The 18,487-nt window shown below is 63.1% G+C and carries 22 protein-coding genes; 12 read left to right on the top strand and 10 right to left on the bottom strand.

The genetic code is table 11. The features are described from left to right. Nucleotides 1-3 precede the first annotated feature (3 nt). The 11 genes from proC to OXH74_RS09825 all read left to right on the top strand — a co-directional run bounded on the left by proC (nucleotide 4) and on the right by OXH74_RS09825 (nucleotide 8,718). Nucleotides 4-822: a pyrroline-5-carboxylate reductase gene (proC, locus tag OXH74_RS09875; protein WP_375741060.1), complete on the top strand. Its 819-nt coding sequence runs from the start codon at nucleotides 4-6 to the stop codon at nucleotides 820-822. A 10-nt stretch (nucleotides 823-832) separates the two neighbouring features. Beyond that, nucleotides 833-1,426 (top strand): YggT family protein, encoded by a 594-nt coding sequence (locus OXH74_RS09870; RefSeq protein WP_375741059.1) that lies wholly within the window; start codon nucleotides 833-835, stop codon nucleotides 1,424-1,426. Between the two features lie 5 nt (nucleotides 1,427-1,431). Further along, nucleotides 1,432-1,728 (top strand): DUF167 domain-containing protein, encoded by a 297-nt coding sequence (locus OXH74_RS09865; RefSeq protein ID WP_375741058.1) that lies wholly within the window; start codon nucleotides 1,432-1,434, stop codon nucleotides 1,726-1,728. 209 nt (nucleotides 1,729-1,937) lie between these two features. Further along, nucleotides 1,938-3,926 (top strand): dynamin family protein, encoded by a 1,989-nt coding sequence (locus OXH74_RS09860; RefSeq protein WP_375741057.1) that lies wholly within the window; start codon nucleotides 1,938-1,940, stop codon nucleotides 3,924-3,926. A 110-nt stretch (nucleotides 3,927-4,036) separates the two neighbouring features. Further along, a complete protein-coding gene (locus tag OXH74_RS09855) occupies nucleotides 4,037-5,176 on the top strand; it encodes a homoserine O-acetyltransferase (RefSeq protein WP_215377480.1) in 1,140 nt (379 codons plus the stop codon). A 3-nt stretch (nucleotides 5,177-5,179) separates the two neighbouring features. After that, a complete protein-coding gene (gene metW, locus OXH74_RS09850) occupies nucleotides 5,180-5,800 on the top strand; it encodes a methionine biosynthesis protein MetW (protein ID WP_375741056.1) in 621 nt (206 codons plus the stop codon). Nucleotides 5,801-5,829: 29 nt separating this feature from the next. Beyond that, nucleotides 5,830-6,249, top strand: coding sequence for a DUF4426 domain-containing protein (locus tag OXH74_RS09845; protein ID WP_215377475.1), 420 nt, complete (start codon nucleotides 5,830-5,832; stop codon nucleotides 6,247-6,249). Then, nucleotides 6,246-6,839, top strand: a complete 594-nt coding sequence (gene rdgB / locus OXH74_RS09840; protein ID WP_375741055.1) for an RdgB/HAM1 family non-canonical purine NTP pyrophosphatase — start codon at nucleotides 6,246-6,248, stop codon at nucleotides 6,837-6,839. Before OXH74_RS09845 ends, rdgB begins: the two co-directional genes overlap by 4 nt. Beyond that, nucleotides 6,836-8,020, top strand: coding sequence for a radical SAM family heme chaperone HemW (gene hemW / locus OXH74_RS09835; RefSeq protein ID WP_375741054.1), 1,185 nt, complete (start codon nucleotides 6,836-6,838; stop codon nucleotides 8,018-8,020). The genes rdgB and hemW overlap by 4 nt, the downstream gene beginning before the upstream one ends. 66 nt (nucleotides 8,021-8,086) lie before the next feature. Further along, nucleotides 8,087-8,410 carry a DUF3392 domain-containing protein gene (locus OXH74_RS09830; RefSeq protein ID WP_375741053.1) on the top strand — a complete coding sequence of 108 codons (324 nt, stop codon included), beginning with the start codon at nucleotides 8,087-8,089 and terminating at the stop codon, nucleotides 8,408-8,410. Between the two features lie 53 nt (nucleotides 8,411-8,463). After that, nucleotides 8,464-8,718, top strand: coding sequence for a hypothetical protein (locus OXH74_RS09825; protein ID WP_375741052.1), 255 nt, complete (start codon nucleotides 8,464-8,466; stop codon nucleotides 8,716-8,718). A gap of 300 nt (nucleotides 8,719-9,018) precedes the next feature. On the opposite strand, the gene OXH74_RS09820 is transcribed toward OXH74_RS09825, so the two are convergent. The 5 genes from OXH74_RS09820 to OXH74_RS09800 all read right to left on the bottom strand — a co-directional run bounded on the left by OXH74_RS09820 (nucleotide 9,019) and on the right by OXH74_RS09800 (nucleotide 12,876). Then, on the bottom strand, nucleotides 9,019-10,359 hold the full coding sequence (locus tag OXH74_RS09820) for a DUF1329 domain-containing protein (RefSeq protein WP_375741591.1): 1,341 nt from the start codon (nucleotides 10,357-10,359) through the stop codon (nucleotides 9,019-9,021). A 156-nt stretch (nucleotides 10,360-10,515) separates the two neighbouring features. Then, nucleotides 10,516-11,235, bottom strand: a complete 720-nt coding sequence (trmB, locus tag OXH74_RS09815; protein ID WP_375741051.1) for a tRNA (guanosine(46)-N7)-methyltransferase TrmB — start codon at nucleotides 11,233-11,235, stop codon at nucleotides 10,516-10,518. Between the two features lie 24 nt (nucleotides 11,236-11,259). Further along, on the bottom strand, nucleotides 11,260-12,054 hold the full coding sequence (locus OXH74_RS09810) for a thiazole synthase (RefSeq protein ID WP_375741050.1): 795 nt from the start codon (nucleotides 12,052-12,054) through the stop codon (nucleotides 11,260-11,262). A gap of 92 nt (nucleotides 12,055-12,146) precedes the next feature. After that, the gene (gene thiS, locus OXH74_RS09805) at nucleotides 12,147-12,347 is read right to left on the bottom strand and encodes a sulfur carrier protein ThiS (protein WP_215377456.1); all 201 of its coding nucleotides are present in this window, start codon (nucleotides 12,345-12,347) and stop codon (nucleotides 12,147-12,149) included. Between the two features lie 151 nt (nucleotides 12,348-12,498). After that, the gene (locus OXH74_RS09800) at nucleotides 12,499-12,876 is read right to left on the bottom strand and encodes a DUF423 domain-containing protein (RefSeq protein ID WP_375741049.1); all 378 of its coding nucleotides are present in this window, start codon (nucleotides 12,874-12,876) and stop codon (nucleotides 12,499-12,501) included. 66 nt (nucleotides 12,877-12,942) lie between these two features. Here OXH74_RS09800 and mtgA point away from each other — a divergent pair, with 66 nt between their 5' ends. Then, the gene (mtgA, locus tag OXH74_RS09795; protein WP_375741048.1) at nucleotides 12,943-13,635 is read left to right on the top strand and encodes a monofunctional biosynthetic peptidoglycan transglycosylase; all 693 of its coding nucleotides are present in this window, start codon (nucleotides 12,943-12,945) and stop codon (nucleotides 13,633-13,635) included. A 31-nt stretch (nucleotides 13,636-13,666) separates the two neighbouring features. On the opposite strand, the gene OXH74_RS09790 is transcribed toward mtgA, so the two are convergent. From OXH74_RS09790 to ftsY, 5 genes are all read right to left on the bottom strand, one after another. Continuing rightward, nucleotides 13,667-14,272: a hypothetical protein gene (locus OXH74_RS09790; protein ID WP_375741047.1), complete on the bottom strand. Its 606-nt coding sequence runs from the start codon at nucleotides 14,270-14,272 to the stop codon at nucleotides 13,667-13,669. Between the two features lie 64 nt (nucleotides 14,273-14,336). Then, nucleotides 14,337-15,191, bottom strand: coding sequence for an RNA polymerase sigma factor RpoH (rpoH, locus tag OXH74_RS09785; RefSeq protein ID WP_375741046.1), 855 nt, complete (start codon nucleotides 15,189-15,191; stop codon nucleotides 14,337-14,339). A 112-nt stretch (nucleotides 15,192-15,303) separates the two neighbouring features. Then, nucleotides 15,304-16,323, bottom strand: a complete 1,020-nt coding sequence (gene ftsX / locus OXH74_RS09780) for a permease-like cell division protein FtsX (protein ID WP_375741045.1) — start codon at nucleotides 16,321-16,323, stop codon at nucleotides 15,304-15,306. Then, nucleotides 16,323-16,991: a cell division ATP-binding protein FtsE gene (gene ftsE / locus OXH74_RS09775; RefSeq protein WP_215377446.1), complete on the bottom strand. Its 669-nt coding sequence runs from the start codon at nucleotides 16,989-16,991 to the stop codon at nucleotides 16,323-16,325. The genes ftsX and ftsE overlap by 1 nt, the downstream gene beginning before the upstream one ends. Further along, a complete protein-coding gene (ftsY, locus tag OXH74_RS09770) occupies nucleotides 16,988-18,355 on the bottom strand; it encodes a signal recognition particle-docking protein FtsY (RefSeq protein ID WP_375741044.1) in 1,368 nt (455 codons plus the stop codon). The genes ftsE and ftsY overlap by 4 nt, the downstream gene beginning before the upstream one ends. Nucleotides 18,356-18,487: the final 132 nt, after the last annotated feature.

Raw genomic sequence — 18,487 nt, 5'->3', positions numbered from 1 at the left:
TTTATGAGCACTCCCCGTATCGCATTCATCGGCGCCGGCAACATGGCCGCCAGCCTGATCGGCGGCCTGCGCGCCCAGGGCGTCGCCGCCGACGACATCCGCGCCAGCGACCCGGGCGCCGAGCAACGCGCGAAGATCGCTGCCGAACATGGCATCCAGATGTTCGAAAGCAACGCCGAAGCCGTGCTGGGCGCGGATGTCGTCGTCCTGGCGACCAAACCGCAGGTCATGAAGAGCGTCTGCCAGGCCCTGGCGCCAAGCCTGCGTGAAGGCCAGCTGGTGGTGTCCATCGCCGCCGGCATCACCTGCGCCAGCCTTGCCGCCTGGCTGGGCGCTCGTCCCATCGTGCGCTGCATGCCCAACACCCCGGCGCTGCTGCGCGAAGGCGTCAGCGGTCTGTTCGCCAATGCTGAAGTCACTGCTGCACAGCGCCAGCAGGCCGAGCAGCTGCTGTCGGCCGTCGGCATTGCCCTGTGGCTGGATGAGGAAAAGCTGATCGACGCTGTCACCGCGGTTTCTGGCAGCGGCCCGGCTTACTTCTTCCTGCTGATGGAGGCCATGACCAGCGCCGGCGAAAAGCTCGGCCTGCCGCGCGCCACTGCCGAACAGCTGACCCTGCAGACCGCCCTTGGCGCCGCGCGCATGGCCGTGGCCAGTGATGTGGACGCCGCAGAACTGCGCCGCCGGGTGACCTCGCCTAACGGAACCACCGAAGCCGCGATCAAGACCTTCCAGGCCGGCGGCTTCGAGGCCCTGGTGCAACAGGCGCTGACTGCTGCCGACCGACGCTCGGCCGAGCTGGCCGAACAACTGGGCAAATAAGGAGCTTTCGATGACCGGACTCAATACGGCTGCCATCTACGTGATCCAGACCCTGGGCAGCCTCTACCTGCTGATCGTCCTGCTGCGTTTCATCCTGCAACTGGTGCGCGCCGACTTCTACAACCCACTGAGCCAGTTCGTGGTCCGTGCCACCAAGCCGCTGCTCAACCCGCTGCGCAAGATCATTCCTGGCTTGGGCGGGCTCGACCTGGCCTCCCTGGTCCTGGCGATCCTGGTACAGCTGCTGCTGATGATCATCACCCTCACCCTGATGGGCTACGGAGTCGGCGGTTATCTGCTGCAACTGCTGATCTGGTCGATCATTGGTATCACCTCGTTGTTCCTCAAGGTGTTCTTCTTCGCCCTGATCGTCAGCGTAATCCTGTCGTGGGTCGCTCCAGGCAGCTACAACCCCGGCGCCCAACTGGTGAACCAGATCTGCGAGCCGTTGCTGATGCCCTTCCGGCGCTTTCTGCCCAACCTGGGCGGCCTGGATATTTCGCCGATCTTCGCCTTTATCGCTCTGAAGCTGCTGGACATGCTGGTGATCGGCAACCTCGCCGCCATGACCGGCATGCCGCAGATCCTTAGCCCCTTCCTCTGATCCTCATGAGCTGGTACCGCTGGGCAGGCGAGGATCTGATCCTCAACTGCCACCTGCAGCCCAAGGCGAGTCGTGACGAGTTCGCCGGGCTGCACGGTGACCGCCTGAAAATCCGCCTCACCGCACCGCCCGTGGAAGGCAAGGCCAACGCCCACCTGATGGCGTTCCTGGCCGCTGCCTTCGGCGTCGCCAAGAGCCACATCCAACTGGAAAGCGGCGAACTCAACCGGCAGAAGCGTGTGCGCATCATGCGTCCCCAGAAGCTCCCCGACCTGCCGGGCCTGACCGCTCGGCAGTCCTGACCGACCTTAAGGCGGGTGTCCGTCGCCCAGTGATTGACGGGCGGTCCGCGCAGGAGATAATCGACTGCATTACCAGCTGGCACTGTGCCCTGATATAGGCCCGGGAAGAGCCCAGGAAGGGGAAGTGCGACCCGCCAGCGCTGTCGGTGAAGGGTTATAAGGTCTTTCCTTTTTCGCGCGCAGGATGCGCTATCGCGAGGAGTGCCTGAATGAGCATGGAACGACTCAGCCAGCAGGTCGATGCATACGTTGCCTGGAAGCGTGAGCTCCTGCGCGAGATCACGCGCTATCAGGGCTGGCTTGAGCACAACCGACTCAACTCCGATAGCTTGTCCACCAAGCTCAAGCGCGCCCTGCGCCTGCTACAGACCGATCACATCACCCTGGCGTTCGTCGGCGAGTTTTCCCGCGGCAAGACCGAACTGATCAATAGTCTGTTCTTCTCTGGGTTCGGCCAGCGCATGCTGCCCTCCCAGGCAGGGCGCACCACGATGTGCCCCACCGAACTGTTCTATGACCCACGCTCGGAACGTTCCTATCTGCGCCTGCTGCCCATCGAATCGCGCACCACCTCGGCAAGCATGGCCCAGTTCAAGCGTTCCCCGCGACATTGGGTGAACATCCCGCTGGACCCAAGCGACGCAGCCAGCATGGCCCAGGCGTTCACGCAGATCGCGCGGACCAAGCCAATGCCGGTAGAACAAGCGATCCAGCTCGGCTTCCACCCGGACATGCTCGAGGCCACCGGCAATCCGGATGAAGTGCTGGTGCCGGCCTGGCGCCATGCCCTGGTCAATTTCGACCACCCACTGTTACGCAAAGGCCTGCGTATCCTCGACACGCCTGGCCTCAATGCACTTGGTAGCGAGCCTGAGCTGACCTTGTCGATGTTGCCCAACGCCCAGGCGATCATCTTCCTCCTGTCGGCCGACAGCGGCGTAACGACCAGCGACCTGGAAGTCTGGCAACAGCACATCCGCCAGTTGGACGACGACGCCCAACCTCACCTGTATGCGGTGCTGAACAAAATCGATGTGCTCTGGGATGACCTGGCCGGCGAGGTGTTCATGCGCAATTCCATTCGCCGAGTGCAGGAGGCCACAGCCCGCCAGCTCGGCATCCGCCGCGAAGACGTCCTGCCCCTTTCGGCCAAGCAGGCTCTGCTGGCGAAGGTGCGCGACGACCGTGAACTGCTGGCACGCAGCCAGATCACCGCTCTGGAAGAGCTCCTCTGCGAGCGCATCATCGCGCAGAAGGAGCGTCTGCTTGAAGGCCAGGTCGTGAACCAGGTGCTCGCGTTGCTGCAGAACAGTCAGCACATTCTCAACCTGAGGCTGGAGAAGGTCCGCGATCAGCAAGGCCTGCTCGACAGCCACCAGCAGGACAATGGCCAGCTGCTCTTCGAACTGACAGCCCGAACCAAGGAGGATCACGCCCAGCACCATCGCCGGCTGCTTGGCCTGAAGACCAACCAGCGTTTGCTCAAGCACCAGGGCGACATGCTCCGGGCCGCGGTACCCAGTGATCGCCTGGAGGGGCATCTGGCACGGCTTCGCCAGGAGCTGCATGGCTGCTGGACCACGCTGGGCATCAACCAGGGCATCGTGCACTTCTTCCGCGCGGTGGAGCTCGATCTGCGCGGCTTGGAGCAGGAGGCGGATATAGCCAACAAGATGGTCTCGGCCATCTATGTCCGGCACAACGATGAGAACCCGTTGCATCCTGTCGAAGCGCCGCAGTTCAATGTCCAACGCTATTTGCGCGAGCTCGAGCAGCTGCGTGAAAAGGCTGATCAGTTCCGGCTTCATCCCATGACGCTGATGACCGAGCAGCGGCAGCTTAGCCAGCGCTTCTTCGACACGCTTGGCCAAGAAGTGGTGGGCATGCACCACCGGTTGCGCCTGGAGGTCGCGCAGTGGGCGAATGACGCGCTGATGCCGTTGATGCAGCGCACCCTCGAACAGAAGCAACTGCTGGAGACCCACATGCTGCGGCTCAAGGCACTGGCCCAGGAAACCCAGCTGAACCGCCGGCGCGGCCTGGACATGGCGCGCTACGCCGAAGAACTGGAGCAGCAGTTGGCCGAAGCCAACGACATGTTGCGCGCCCTTCGTCGCCCCTCGCCGTTCCAGCGCCAGGCGAAGGTCATCAACCTGCCACTGGCGCACCGTCGACTGGGTGGGGGCGAGTCCGCCTGACGCCCACCAGAGCCTGAAGTTTCAACGCCTTAGCCGCTCTCCCCCGCGCTTGCCGCGGGGGTCGGCGCTCTTTAGACTGGCGCCCTTCCCAGATTGAGAGCAGGGTCGCGATGCCCACCGCCATTCCCGAAGATTCCGTCGGCCTGGTCAGTCCCCGCGCGCAGTCGTTCAGCGAACCGCTGTCGCTGGCCTGTGGCCGCAGCCTGGCCAACTACGAGCTGGTCTACGAGACCTACGGCGAACTCAACAAAACCCGCAGTAATGCGGTGCTGATCTGCCATGCCCTGTCCGGGCACCACCACGCCGCTGGTTACCACAGCATGGACGACCGCAAGCCAGGCTGGTGGGACAGTTGCATTGGGCCGGGCAAGGCCATCGACACCCGCAAGTTCTTCGTCGTCAGCCTGAACAACCTTGGCGGCTGCAACGGCTCAACCGGCCCATCCAGCATCAACCCGGCTACCGGCACTCCCTTTGGCGCGGATTTCCCAGTCATGACAGTCGAAGACTGGGTGAACAGTCAGGCACGGCTAGCCGATACGCTCGGTATCAGTCAATGGGCGGCGGTGGTCGGCGGCAGCCTCGGCGGCATGCAGGCGATGCAGTGGACCATCAGTTATCCGGAGCGCGTGCGCCACTGCCTGGCAATCGCCTCGGCACCCAAGCTGTCAGCGCAGAACATCGCCTTCAACGAAGTCGCGCGCCAGGCCATTCTTACCGACCCGGAGTTCCATGGCGGGCACTTCCAGGAACACGGCGTGATCCCCAAGCGCGGCCTGATGCTGGCGCGCATGGTCGGCCACATCACCTACCTCTCGGATGACGCCATGGGCGAGAAATTCGGCCGTGGCCTGAAGAGCGAGAAGCTCAACTACGACTTCCACAGCGTGGAATTCCAGGTGGAAAGCTATCTGCGCTACCAAGGCGAGGAATTCTCCGGACGTTTCGACGCCAACACCTACCTGCTGATGACCAAGGCCCTGGACTACTTCGATCCCGCCGCGGCCTACGATGGCGATCTGGCGCGCACCCTGGAGGTGGCCAAGGCCGACTTCTGCGTCATGTCGTTCACCACCGACTGGCGCTTCTCCCCAGCGCGCTCCCGGGAGATCGTCGACGCCCTGATGGCGGCGCGCAAGAACGTCTGCTACCTGGAGATCGACGCGCCGCAAGGCCACGATGCCTTCCTCATGCCGATCCCGCGCTATCTGCAGGCCTTCAGCAGCTACATGAACAGGATTGCGGTGTAACCCATGCGTGCCGACCTAGACATCATCCAGGACTGGATTCCCGCTGGCAGCCGGGTGCTCGACCTTGGCTGCGGCAACGGCGAACTGCTCGCCTGGCTGCGCGACCACAAGCAGGTCAGTGGCTATGGCCTGGAGATCGACCCGGAAAATATCGCCCGCTGCATCGAAAAAGGCGTGAACGTCATCGAACAGGACCTCGACAAGGGCCTCGGAAACTTTGCCAGCAACAGCTTCGACGTGGTGGTGATGACACAGGCCCTGCAAGCCGTCCACTATCCGGACCGCATCCTCAAGGAAATGCTCCGCGTAGGCCGCGAATGCATCATCACCTTCCCCAACTTCGGCCACTGGCGCTGCCGCTGGTACCTGGCACGTTACGGCCAGATGCCGGTTTCCGAGTTCCTGCCCTACACCTGGTACAACACGCCGAACATCCACTTCTGTACCTTCAAGGACTTCGAGGCGCTCTGCCGCGAATTGCAGGTCAAGGTCCTCGACCGCCTGGCAGTCGACCATGCTCACCGGCACAACCTGCCGAGCCGGGTTTGGCCTAATCTGTTGGGTGAGATCGGTATCTATCGCGTCAGCGGACCCGGCTTGTCGGATCACCGCATAGCGGTGTGAACCACCCGCCCGCATCAAGGAGGCTCACCATGCGTCGCCTAGCCCTGTTCCTCATCGCCATTTGCCTGGCCCTGCCGGCTGCCGCCGAGCGCAAGCAAAGCTTTGGCGATCTCGAAGTGCACTACAACGCGTTCAACTCAAGCTTCCTGCAGCCGGACATCGCCGCCACAGTCGGACTGGTTCGCAGCAAAAGCCAGGGCGTGGTCAACGTCGCCGTACTCAAGGCCGGCAAAGCCAGTACCGCCCAGGTCAGTGGCCAAGTGAAGAACCTGCTCGGCCAGATTACCCAACTGCAGTTCAAACAGGTGACCGAAGGCGAGGCCATCTATTACCTCGCCCAGTTTCCATTCGATGAGCGTGAAATGCTGAACTTCACTCTCAACGTTCAGCGGGGCGACGAGCCACAGCACAGTTTCAGCTTCGACCAGGAATTCTTCCCCGACGAATGATGCACTTCAACGAACTGGTGCTGGCCAGCCACAACGCCGGCAAACTCAAAGAACTCCAGGCCATGCTCGGCGAAGGCGTGCGTGTGCGCTCCATCGCTGAGTTCACCAACGTCGAGCCAGAAGAGACGGGCCTCAGCTTCGTCGAGAACGCCATCCTCAAGGCGCGCAATGCAGCGCGCGTGTCCGGCCTGCCTGCACTGGCGGACGACTCGGGCCTCGCCGTGGACGCCTTGGGTGGAGCGCCTGGCATCTACTCGGCGCGCTACGCCGATGGCCAGGGCGATGCCGCCAACAATGCCAAGCTGCTTGACGTGCTGCAGGGCGTCCCCGACGCCGAGCGCGGCGCACAGTTCATCTGCACCCTCGCGTTGCTGCGCCATGCCGAAGACCCGCTGCCGATACTCTGCGAAGGCATCTGGCGCGGACGCATCCTTCACGCTGCTCGCGGCGAGCACGGATTCGGTTACGACCCGCTGTTCTGGGTACCCGAACGTGACTGCTCGAGCGCCGAACTGAGTCCGGCCGACAAAAACCAACTCAGCCATCGTGCACGCGCCATGGCCCTGCTCAAGCAGCGATTGGGGCTATGAAAACTGCAAGCCAGAAGACTGAAGCGACAAGTGGCGCTTCGGGCTTCCAGTTGCCTCCGCTGGCGGCCTACATTCACATCCCGTGGTGCGTACGCAAGTGTCCCTACTGCGACTTCAACTCCCACGCAGCCGGTCCCGAGCTGCCTGAAGAAGCCTATATCGACGCCCTGCTCGCCGATCTAGACCACGACCTGGAACATATCCACGGCCGCGAACTGACATCGATCTTCTTCGGTGGCGGCACCCCCAGCCTATTCAGCGCCAACGCCATCGGCCGCCTGCTGGATGGCATGGAGCAGCGCGTCGCCTTTGCCCGCGATATCGAGATCACCCTCGAAGCCAACCCCGGAACATTCGAACAGGCCAAGTTCGCCGCCTACCGCCAGCTGGGCATCAACCGCCTGTCCATCGGCGTGCAGAGCTTCCAGGAGGCCAAGCTCAAGGCTCTGGGACGCATCCACAACGGCGACGAGGCCATCCGCGCGGCCGATATGGCGCGCAAGGCTGGTTTCGACAATTTCAATCTGGACCTGATGCACGGCCTGCCGGACCAGTCGCTCGACGACGCCCTCGAAGACCTGCGCACGGCGATGGACCAGGGACCCACACACCTCTCCTGGTACCAACTGACCATGGAGCCAAACACGGTGTTCTGGAACCAGCCGCCCGAGCTTCCGGAGGACGACATTCTTTGGGACATCCAGGAGGCCGGACAGGCCCTGCTGGCCGAGAATGGCTTTGCCCAGTACGAAGTGTCCGCCTACGCACGCGGCGGACTGCGCGCTCGGCACAACCTCAACTACTGGACCTTTGGCGACTTTCTCGGCATCGGCGCCGGCGCCCACGCCAAGCTGAGCAGCCCGGAAGGCCGTATCATCCGCACCTGGAAGACCCGCCTGCCGAAAGACTACCTGGACAGCAGCAAGCACTTCCAAGCCGGGGAACGCGTCCTCGCCAGCGACGAGCTGCCCTTCGAGTTCCTCATGAATGTGCTGCGCCTCACGGACGGCGTGCCCGCAACACTGTTCACTCAGCGTACTGGCCTGCCTCTTTCGCTCCTGGCTGCGGCGCGCAGCGAAGCCGAAGCCCGCAACCTGATGCTGGCTGATCCGCAACGCCTGGTAGCGACGGCCGAAGGCCAGCTGTTCCTCAACGACCTGCTGCAGCATTTCCTGCCTTGACGGCCGCAAGCCTGTTCTGGAATGGTCTGCCCCATCGATTCTGACCACGCCTGCTAAGGACCCCGGATGGACGTGTTACTGGACCTGATCGCCACCGTGTCGCGCTGGAGCCGCGGCCACCTCCACGACATCGCCCTGGCCATCATGGCCACCCTCCTGGTGCTGTTCGGGCCCGGCATCAATGCCTGGGTCCAGGAACGCATCGGCGGTCTCAACTTCCTTTTCCGCACCTTGCTGTTCGTGCTGCTCTGCGCGGTAGGCTACGGTCTGGCGATGATCTACCTCACGCCCTGGCTGGCCAAGGGATTGGCCTACTTCAGCAACTACACCCTTGCTCCTGTCCTGCTACTAGTCTTCTTCCTGATCGGCATCGTCGCCGATCGCAGCTGAGGCCAACGGCGCTTCCCGGCGGCCGCAGGCCGCCGACATAGGGAGGACGCCCCATGAAGCCGATCAAGCATCTCTATCTGCACTTCCAGGACGGCCAGCGCCTGGCACTGCGCTTCCCGCAGCAGACCAACGATCCGCTGCAACTTGCCCAGAGCCTGCACAGGCAGCTGGAATCGCCCTACCTGCGCCTCGAAGTGGACGGCGATCTGTTGCTGATTCCCAGAGAGAGTATCAAGTACCTGCAGATCAGCCCGGCACCATCTGCGCTGCCGGAGGACACCGTGGCCGGCGCTCAGGTGATCAACTGAACCCGGCACGCACCGTGCGCCCTCCGCGGGGAGCGAAATCATTGGCCCTGTCTGCGTTGAGTGTTGCGGGTGGCGGCCCTCCTCCTGGGAGCGGGGGACGCCGAGTTCTTGCTCGCAAACCGGACCCTTTCGCGAGCAAGCTCGCTCCTACCAGGCTCTCAGCCCGGCCATTGATTGCTAGTAACAGCTAACACAGACATAGCCAATTCATTCGCCAAGCCGGCCAGGGGCCTGCGTCAATACGGCGCCCAATAAAAAACCGCCCCGAAGGGCGGTTGGGATGGCCAGGCAGGCCGGAATTCAGTTGCCTTCGCGCCGCAGTGCCTGCGGGGTGAAATCCCGTGGGCTGAGCGAGGCTGAGAAATCATACATCGGTTCGTTGTTGTCCAAACCATCGGCAAAGTAACGACTTCCTACGAAGTCGTACAGCGTTTCCAGCGTACTGCCGAACATGGGGACATCGTAGTAGCTGATCGGGTGACTTTCCTGCAATCCGATCAACTGGCCGCTTTTGTCGTACAGGTCGACACTCAGGATCTGCCAGCTGTCCTCGTCCAGGTAGAAGCGGCGCTTGGCATAAGGATGGCTGAAGCCCTTGCGCAAGGTTGCCTCGACTACCCACACCCGGTGCAGCTCATAGCGCAACAAATCAGGGTTGACGAAGCTGGCCTTGAGGATCTGCTCATAGGGAATCCCCTTCTGATGCACCGCATAGCTGTTGTACGGCACGAGCATTTCCTTCTTGCCGATCAGCTCCCACTCATAGCGATCCGGGGCGCCGTTGTAGGAATCCACCACGTCGGCCGTTGCCAGGCCATTGGTGTCTGGCTGCAAGGTGTCATAGGCCAGCATCGGCAGGCGCCGCACGCGCCGCTCGCCACGATTGAAGCGCCACGCCTTGCGGATCGACAGCACCTGATCGAGTGTTTCCTGCACCACCAGGGCCGAACCGGACAAACGGGCGGGGGCTGCAACCTGGTACTTGTAGAAGAACAGAGTGTTCTCCAGCTCGCCGGGGGTCATGCCTTCGCGTCCGTAGACGAAATAGATGTCGCGCTCCAGCTTGAGCAGGTTGTAGCTACCGTTGGCCAACACCGCCGCCTGATTGGTGACGAAATGCACTTGCTCTCCGCGGTAGCGAAGGATGTGGTTCCAGATGGCCTCCAGGCCGTTGGCCGGAATCGGGAAGGGAATCCCTGCAGCCACGCCCTGCACTCCATTGCCACCAGCGATCAGCTCACCATCCTCGGCGTTGAGGCGGGTGGAATCATAGATGCGCTGCGGTGCTGCGGCGCTGCGGTGGGTCGGGTACACACGCAGGCGATAGCCCGGGTGACGCTCGACGAGGGCTTTCAGGCCCGGTGACAGCTGGTCGGCATACTGGCCCAGGTTCTGGCGATCGACGACGAAGCGCAGGCTGTCGCCGGCATAGGGGTCGGGGTGATGCATGCCGGGCGTATAACCAGCAGGCGGGCTGGCAAGGCCGCCGTCCCAGGCAGGGATGGTGCCGGCGGAGTTACCCGCACGCTCGCCCCCAAGAGGCGTCAGGTCCTGCCCCAGGCGCGCCCCCTGGACGGCATCGACCTTGGCCTGAGCCTGAAAGGCGCAGGCAGCCAGCAGCAGAAACGCAGAGGTTCTCAACACAGCCTTCTCCTCACGACGCCCTTGTCGTCGCGTCGCGCTCATTCTTATATCGCCGGCCCATTGGCCAGGCGTTGTTATGGTCGGATCAGGTGAGGTGCCGGGTGGTCCCGGTCTGGTAGGTCTAGCCCGGCGCGGCCAAAGCCACGCGCGGGATCAATCGATACGTTGGAACTTCAGGTCCCACACGCCATGACCAAGGCGCTCGCCACGACGCTCGAACTTGGTCACCGGGCGCTCATCCGGCCGCGGAACATAACGGCCGTCTTCAGCCAGGTTGCGGAAGCCAGGGGCGACGTTCATCACCTCCAGCATGTGCTCGGCGTAGTGCTCCCAATCGGTGGCCATGTGCAGCACGCCGCCGACCTTGAGCTTCTGGCGCACCAGTTCGGCGAACGCCGGCTGGACGATGCGCCGCTTGTGATGGCGTGACTTGTGCCACGGATCAGGGAAGAACAGCAGGACACGGTCCAGGCTGGCATCGGCCACACAGTCACGCAGCACTTCCAGGGCATCGCAGCTGTAGACGCGAATATTGGTCAGTTGCTGGGTCATGGCGCCGTTGAGCAGAGCACCGACTCCGGGACGATGCACCTCGATGCCGATGAAGTCCTGCTCCGGCGCTGCAGCGGCCATTTCCAGGGTCGCATGCCCCATGCCGAAGCCGATCTCGAACGTCCGCGGAGCGCTGCGGCCAAACACGGCATCGAAGTCCTGCAGGCCGTCGGCCAGGTCCAGGCCGTACTTCGGCCAGCCCTGGTCGAGCCCGCGTTGCTGGCCCTCGGTCATGCGCCCGGCACGCATCACGAAACTCTTGATGGTGCGATGGTGACGCGCTTCGCCGGCAGCTGCCGGCGAACCCTGCTCTTCAATCATGCTTGCAAAACCTATCAGTCAGACTCAGCGAATCAGTCCATCCAGCGGCGACGAGGCGCTGGCGTAGAGCTTGCGCGGCATACGGCCGGCCAGGTAGGCGAGGCGGCCGGCAACGATCGCGTGCTTCATCGCCTCGGCCATCATCACCGGGGCCTGCGCATGGGCGATGGCGGTGTTCATCAGCACGGCCTCGCAGCCCAGCTCCATGGCGATGGTGGCGTCCGAAGCAGTGCCCACACCGGCATCCACCAGAACCGGCACCGTCGCCTCTTCGAGGATGATGCGCAGGTTGTAAGGGTTGCAGATGCCCAGGCCCGAGCCGATCAGGCCGGCCAGCGGCATCACGGCGATGCAGCCGATCTCCGCCAGCTGACGGGCGATCACCGGGTCATCGCTGGTGTACACCATCACGTCGAAATCGTCCTTGACCAGCTCCTCGGCGGCCTTGATGGTCTCGATGACGTTGGGGAACAGGGTCTTCTGGTCAGCCAGGACTTCCAGCTTGACCAGCTTGTGGCCGTCCAGCAGCTCACGGGCCAGCCGGCAGGTTCGCACGGCTTCCTCGGCGTTATAGCAGCCGGCGGTGTTCGGCAGGATGGTGAAGCGGTCCGGCGAGATCACGTCGAGCAGGTTCGGCTCGCCCGGATTCTGGCCTATGTTGGTGCGACGGACCGCAACGGTGACGATCTCCGCACCAGAGGCCTCGATTGCGCGACGGGTTTCGTCGAGGTCCTTGTATTTCCCGGTGCCCACCAGCAGACGCGACTGATAGGTGCGGCCCGCAAGGGTAAAGGGCTTGTCGATCGGCGTGTGGCTCATGGTGAACTCCTAGCGGGCAGTGGGAAAACCGAAGCACGGGAAGGCTGAAGCAGAAGGCGCGAGGGGCCAGGTAGGCCGCAAGACGCGGCCGACTAGCCGCCGCCAATGGCGTGCACGACTTCGACGTGGTCGCCTTCGCGCAGCGCCAGCGTGTCGTGCTGGCTGCGCGGCACGATGTCCTCGTTGACCTCGACCGCAATACGTCGACCGGTCAGATCCAGGCGAGCGATCAGCTCTGCCACAGTCTGGCCATCGGGCAACTCGAAGGATTCGCCGTTCAACTGAATGCGCATGACGAGGCAGTCACAACTGGAAAAGGGGACGGCATTCTAGCCCGATCCATTCGCCGTACCAAGGCAAAAGGACGCCATTCGTCCCGCAATTTGACGCCAGGGTCAACTATGCAAGGGACCGAAAACGTGGCGAGCAAAGATCAGCGGCTTATCAACGGGCCACCAGTCGCCAGGCAGCCAGGCCCAGGCACAGCCAGCCGGCGAGGAATGCCAGGCCACCGACGGGTGTGATGATGCCCAGCTTGCCAATGCCGCTGAGGGTGAGCAGGTAAAGGCTGCCGGAGAACAGCAGGATGCCGAGAGCAAAGAAACCGCCGGCCAGACTGACCAGACGGCCGGGCGCATGCAGTGCAAGCAACGCCACGCCGAACAGCGCCAGGGCGTGAATCAGCTGATAGTGCACGCCAGTCTGGAACACCGCAAGGTACTCAGGCGACAGCCGACTCCTCAGGCCATGGGCAGCGAACGCGCCAAGCGCCACGCCGGTGAAACCGGCAAAAGCCGACAACAGCAGAAACAGGCGAGCCATGACTCACTCCTTGGAGGACGGGCGGCCGCTATAATGGCGCGCAATTTTCTCCGGGCCAAGCCGAGCATGTTCCAAACCATCCGCCGTCGCCTGTTCCAACTACTGCTCTGGTTCGCCGCCGGCTCGGTCGTGCTCGTCCTGCTGTTTCGCTGGGTACCGCCGCCGGGCTCAATGCTGATGGTCGAACGCAAGATCGAATCCTGGATCGACGGCAAGCCAATCGACCTCAAGCGCGACTGGCACCCTTGGGAAGAGATATCAGATGACCTCAAGGTGGCGGTGATCGCCGGCGAAGATCAGAAGTTCGCAGAGCACTGGGGCTTTGACGTTCCAGCTATCCGCGCGGCATTGGCCCATAACGAGCGCGGCGGGAACCTGCGCGGTGCCAGCACCCTCAGCCAGCAGGTGGCGAAGAACCTGTTCCTCTGGTCAGGGCGCAACTGGCTGCGCAAGGGGCTTGAAGTCTGGTTCACTGGGCTGATCGAGCTGTTCTGGCCGAAACAGCGCATCCTCGAGGTGTACTTGAACAGTGTGGAATGGGGTAATGGCGTGTTCGGTGCCGAGGCCGCGGCCCATCACCACTTCGGCACAAGCGCGGCGCGCCTGTCGCGCCAGCAGGCCAGCCAGTTGGCAGCCGTCTTGCCCAACCCTCGTGTGTGGAGCGCCTCACGCCCCAGCGGCTATGTGGCACGACGCGGAGGCTGGATTCGCCGGCAAATGGCGCAATTGGGTGGCAGCGGATACCTCCAGCAGCTCTGAGAACGCCCGCCCCGCCCCCTGGGCCTCGACTTCAGCGCTTGAGCGCTTCGCGAGGCATCAGGAGCACCAATTGCGCCTTCCCGTCTACGACATGCACGCTAATCCCTTGCTGCGGATAGACCCACGCCTCGCCCTCGGCGGTGCGCAGGCGCAAGCGTGGCGGACCGACACTGGCGATCAGGCGATCAACCTGCACCTCACCCATCGGCACCAGATTCAGTGATGCGATCTGGTGTGCGCCCATCTGCTCGAGCAGCTGGGCGCTCAATGGTTGCTCGGTGGATGCCTCCTCCCCAAACGCCTTCGCCAGACTCTCAAGTTCGGACTCACTGAGTTTCAGCTGGGCTTCCAGACGCCAAGCGTCATCCCCTTGGTCGATCTCTGCCCGGTAGGCGAGGCGCGGTCCTTCGGATATCGGCTGGAGCCAGAGCTCGCCCGGCGCCAGGCCGGCCAGTTCACCCAAGGTCAGGCGTTCATCAGACAGCGGCTCGATGACCTTCGCTTTCCAGTCCACCAGCCAAGGGAGCGGCTCGGCTTCACGCGCCGCCTGGTTCATCCACATCGCCAGGGAAAAGAACAAAACCGCGACTCCAACGAACAGCAGCAGATGGCTCGAACGCAGAGTCGGCATGGGCATGACTGGTTTTTCTCCGGAATGAAAAAAGCCGCACCTTGCGGTGCGGCTTCTCCTGGTTTCACGCTTACGCCTCGATAAAGCCCTTGAGCTTGTTCATGGCGTTTTTCTCCAGTTGGCGGATACGCTCAGCGGAAACGTTGTACTTGGCGGCCAGGTCATGCAGGGTCGCTTTCTCCTCGGCCAGCCAGCGTTGGTAGAGTATGTCGCGACTCCGATCGTCCAGACCCTCCAGCGCCTCGTGCAGGCTTGCCGTGGAGCTGTCGCTCCAGTCAGCCTCCTCCAACTGGCGAGCCGGATCGTAACGATGGTCTTCCAGATAGTGCGCAGGCGCCTGGAAAGCAGCATCGTCATCGGCATCCGACGCTGGGTCGAAGGCCATGTCCTGTCCGGTCAACCGGCTTTCCATCTCGCGAACTTCGTGGGGCTCCACACCGAGAGTGTCGGCTACGGCATGGACCTCGTCATTGTTCAGCCAGGTCAAGCGCTTCTTCTGGCTACGCAGGTTGAAGAACAGCTTGCGCTGCGCCTTGGTGGTCGCGACCTTGACGATCCGCCAGTTGCGCAGGATGAACTCGTGGATCTCGGCCTTGATCCAATGCACCGCGAAAGACACCAGGCGCACACCCATTTCCGGGTTGAAGCGCTTGACGGCCTTCATCAGGCCGACGTTGCCTTCCTGGATCAGGTCGGCCTGGGCCAGACCGTAGCCGGAGTAACTCTTGGCGATGTGCACGACGAAGCGCAGGTGCGCCAGCACCATTTGCCGTGCCGCTTCCAGATCTTGTTCATAGAAGAGGCGTTCGGCCAGATCGCGCTCCTGCTCGACAGTCAGCAACGGGATGCCGTTGACCGCATGCACGTATGCCTCCAGGTTCGCACCGGGGGCCAGGGCATAGACAGGTTGCAGGGAAGTGGTCATGCGAATCCTCCGATTCACTAAAGCTCGCGCAGTGTAGCACTGGCCTATGTGACTGCAAGGGGGTGTAAAAGTTTCGTTACAGACTGGAAAAATCCTGTCGAACTGATCAGTTTCAGCGCGGGGCCAGCTCGCTCAGGTGGCGCGCCACGGCCAGCCACGCACCGATGTAACCAAGCAGGACGGCGCCCAGCAGCAGGGACAAACCATCAGCTGCCGGTACGCCAGCCAGGGCGAAATCACTGCCGTAGAGCCCTGCCAGGCGCACCACGGCATCGTTCAGCCAATCCAGTCCGAACGCCAGCACCAGCCAGGCCAGCAAGCCTGCACCGACGCCGTACAGCGCCCCCATATAGAGGAAGGGACGCCGCACGTAACTGTCGGTGCCGCCCACCAACTTGATCACCTCGATCTCGGTGCGGCGGTTCTCAATATGCAGACGAATGGTATTACCGATGACCAGCAATAAAGCCAGCACCAGCAGTACGGTCAGGCCGAAGACGAAACGCTCGCCCAACTTGAGAATGGCCGAAAGGCGTTCTACCCAGACCAGGTCGAGCTGAGCCTGCTGGACTCCTTGCAGCTCAGCCAGGCGCAGGCGCAATGCTTCCAAGGCGGCTTTGTCGACTTCTCTTGGAGTAACCAGGACCACGCCAGGCAATGGGTTCTGCGGCAACTCCTTGAGCGCCTCGCCCAGGCCCGACTGCTGCTGCAATTCGGCCAGGGCCTGTTCACGACTGATCCATTCGGCTTCAGCGACGTCCGGCATCAGCGCGATCTCGTCACGCAGCTTCTGGCCTTGGGCCTCGCTGGCGTCCATATGCATGAACAGCGAGATCTGCGCTGCACGCTGCCAGGAACCACCGAGACGCTCGACGTTGCTCAGCAGCAGCGACAGCCCCATCGGCAGACTGAGCGCGATCGCCATCACCAGGCTGGTGAAGAAGCTGCCAATGGGCTGACGGCCCAGGCGCCGCAGGCTGTCCAGCAGGCTGGCGCGATGGGACTCCAGCCAGGCATGCAGCAGGGTGCGGAAATCCGGGCCGTCGTCGACCTGTTCCGGAGACTCGGTGTTTCGGGGAGCTGCGCCGACGCGTTCGGCAGGCTTGGGTGGCGGCATGCGGGAAGCGCTCATCAGACAGCCTCCCCATCGCCGATCAGGCGGCCACGTTGCAGGGTAAGCAGGCGATGGCGCATACGCGCGATCAGCGCCAGGTCGTGGCTGGCGATCAGCACTGTGGTCCCCAAACGATTGATGTCTTCGAAAACGCCCATGATCTCGGCCGCCAAGCGCGGGTCGAGGTTACCGGTGGGCTCATCCGCCAGGAGCAAGGCTGGGCGGTGCACCACAGCTCGGGCGATGCCGACACGCTGCTGCTGACCGGTGGAGAGGTCGGCCGGATACAGCTCGGCCTTGTCCGCAAGGGCGACTCGCTCCAGGGCGACGCTGACGCGCTTGGCGATCTCCGGCTTGGACAGGCCGAGGATCTGCATCGGCAGGGCCACGTTGTCGAATACGCTGCGATCGAACAGCAGCTGGTGGTTCTGGAACACCACACCGATCTGCCGACGCAGAAACGGGATCTGTGCGTTGGTGATCTGCGACAGGTCCTGCCCGGCCAGCAGCAGCTTGCCGGTAGTCGGTCGCTCCATGGCCAGCAGCAGGCGCAGCAAGGTGCTCTTGCCTGCGCCGGAGTGGCCGGTGACGAAAAGGAATTCGCCCCGGCGCACGCGGAAACTCAGTTCGTGCAGGCCGACGTGGCCATTGGAGTAACGCTTGCCTACCTGCTCGAATCGAATCATGCAGACTCCCGCTCAGCGAACAGGGCTTTGACGAAGGCGTCGGCCTCGAAGGTGCGCAGATCATCGATCCCCTCGCCGACGCCGATGTAGCGGATCGGCAAGCCGAACTGCTTGGCCAGGGCGAAGATCACCCCGCCCTTGGCGGTGCCGTCCAGCTTGGTCAGGGCCAGGCCCGACAGATTGACAGCCTGGTGGAATTGCTTGGCCTGGTTGATGGCGTTCTGTCCGGTGCCGGCGTCCAGCACCAGCAGCACTTCGTGGGGCGCGCTTTCGTCCAGTTTGCCGATAACCCGACGGACCTTCTTCAGCTCTTCCATCAGGTTGTCCTTGGTATGCAGGCGTCCGGCGGTATCGGCGATCAACACGTCAACGCCACGGGACTTGGCCGCCTGCACGGCATCGAAGATCACCGAGGCGGAGTCCGCACCGGTGTGTTGGGCGATGACGGAGATGTTGTTGCGTTCGCCCCAGATCTGCAGCTGCTCGACAGCGGCGGCACGGAAGGTGTCACCGGCAGCCAGCATCACCTTCTTGCCTTCAAGCTGCAGCTTCTTGGCCAACTTGCCGATGGTGGTGGTCTTGCCAACCCCGTTCACGCCGACCACCAGGATCACGTAGGGCGTGCGCCCTGCGTCGATGCGCAGCGGTTGCTCCACCGGACGCAGCAAAGCCGCCAGTTCTTCCTGGAGGGCCTTGAACAGCGCATCGCTGTCGGCCAGCTGCTTGCGTGCGACCTTCTGGGTCAGGCTCTGGATGATGACGCTGGTGGCCTCAACGCCGACGTCCGCAGTTAGCAGGCGGGTCTCGATTTCATCCAGCAGGTCATCGTCGATGGCCTTGCGTCCAAGGAACAGGCTGGCCATGCCTTCGCCGATGCTGGCGCTGGTCTTTGACAGACCTTGCTTGAGGCGGGCGAAGAATCCGACCTTGGCAGGCTCGGATTCCGCCGAAACAACCTGTGGGACTTCAGCTACAACAACCGGCGTGACATCAACCACCGGCTTTGGCGCCGGCATGGATTCAATTGCCGGAGTTGGCTCCGAGACCACTGCCGCCGCAGGTGCAGGTGCAGGTGCAGGTGCAGGTGCAGCAGGCTCGACGGCCACGGGTGCCTCCACCAGTGGTGCAGGCGCTGCCACTGCGGGCAATTCAGGCGCAATTGGACTGGCCGCTGCTGGGGCCTGCTCCACAGTAGGAGCAACCTCAGGCACAGCGGTGGCAGGAACCTCGGTTGCGGCAGGCGCGACCGGCTCAGCCGGAGCGGCGGGAGCAGTGTCCTGGGGCTTCTTGCGCAGCCAGCCGAACAAGGATTTCTTTTCCCCAGCAGGCGCTGGAGCTTTCTTGTCGTCGTTGGAACCAAACATGGGTCGATTACATCTCATGGGGGCGGCCACGCCGGCTCTTGCCCGGCCCGCTTCGCCGCCCCGGAAAAGGATGGGGTATCCTAGCACCTCTTCGCCCGCAGGCGGTACGACCGCCGGGGCCGTCCGACAGGT

The organism is Metapseudomonas boanensis (assembly GCF_042232855.1).
GTDB classification, from domain to species: domain Bacteria; phylum Pseudomonadota; class Gammaproteobacteria; order Pseudomonadales; family Pseudomonadaceae; genus Metapseudomonas; species Metapseudomonas boanensis.
The sequence above is the reverse complement of the archived record's forward strand: the minus strand, read 5'-3'. Positions and strand labels throughout refer to the sequence as shown.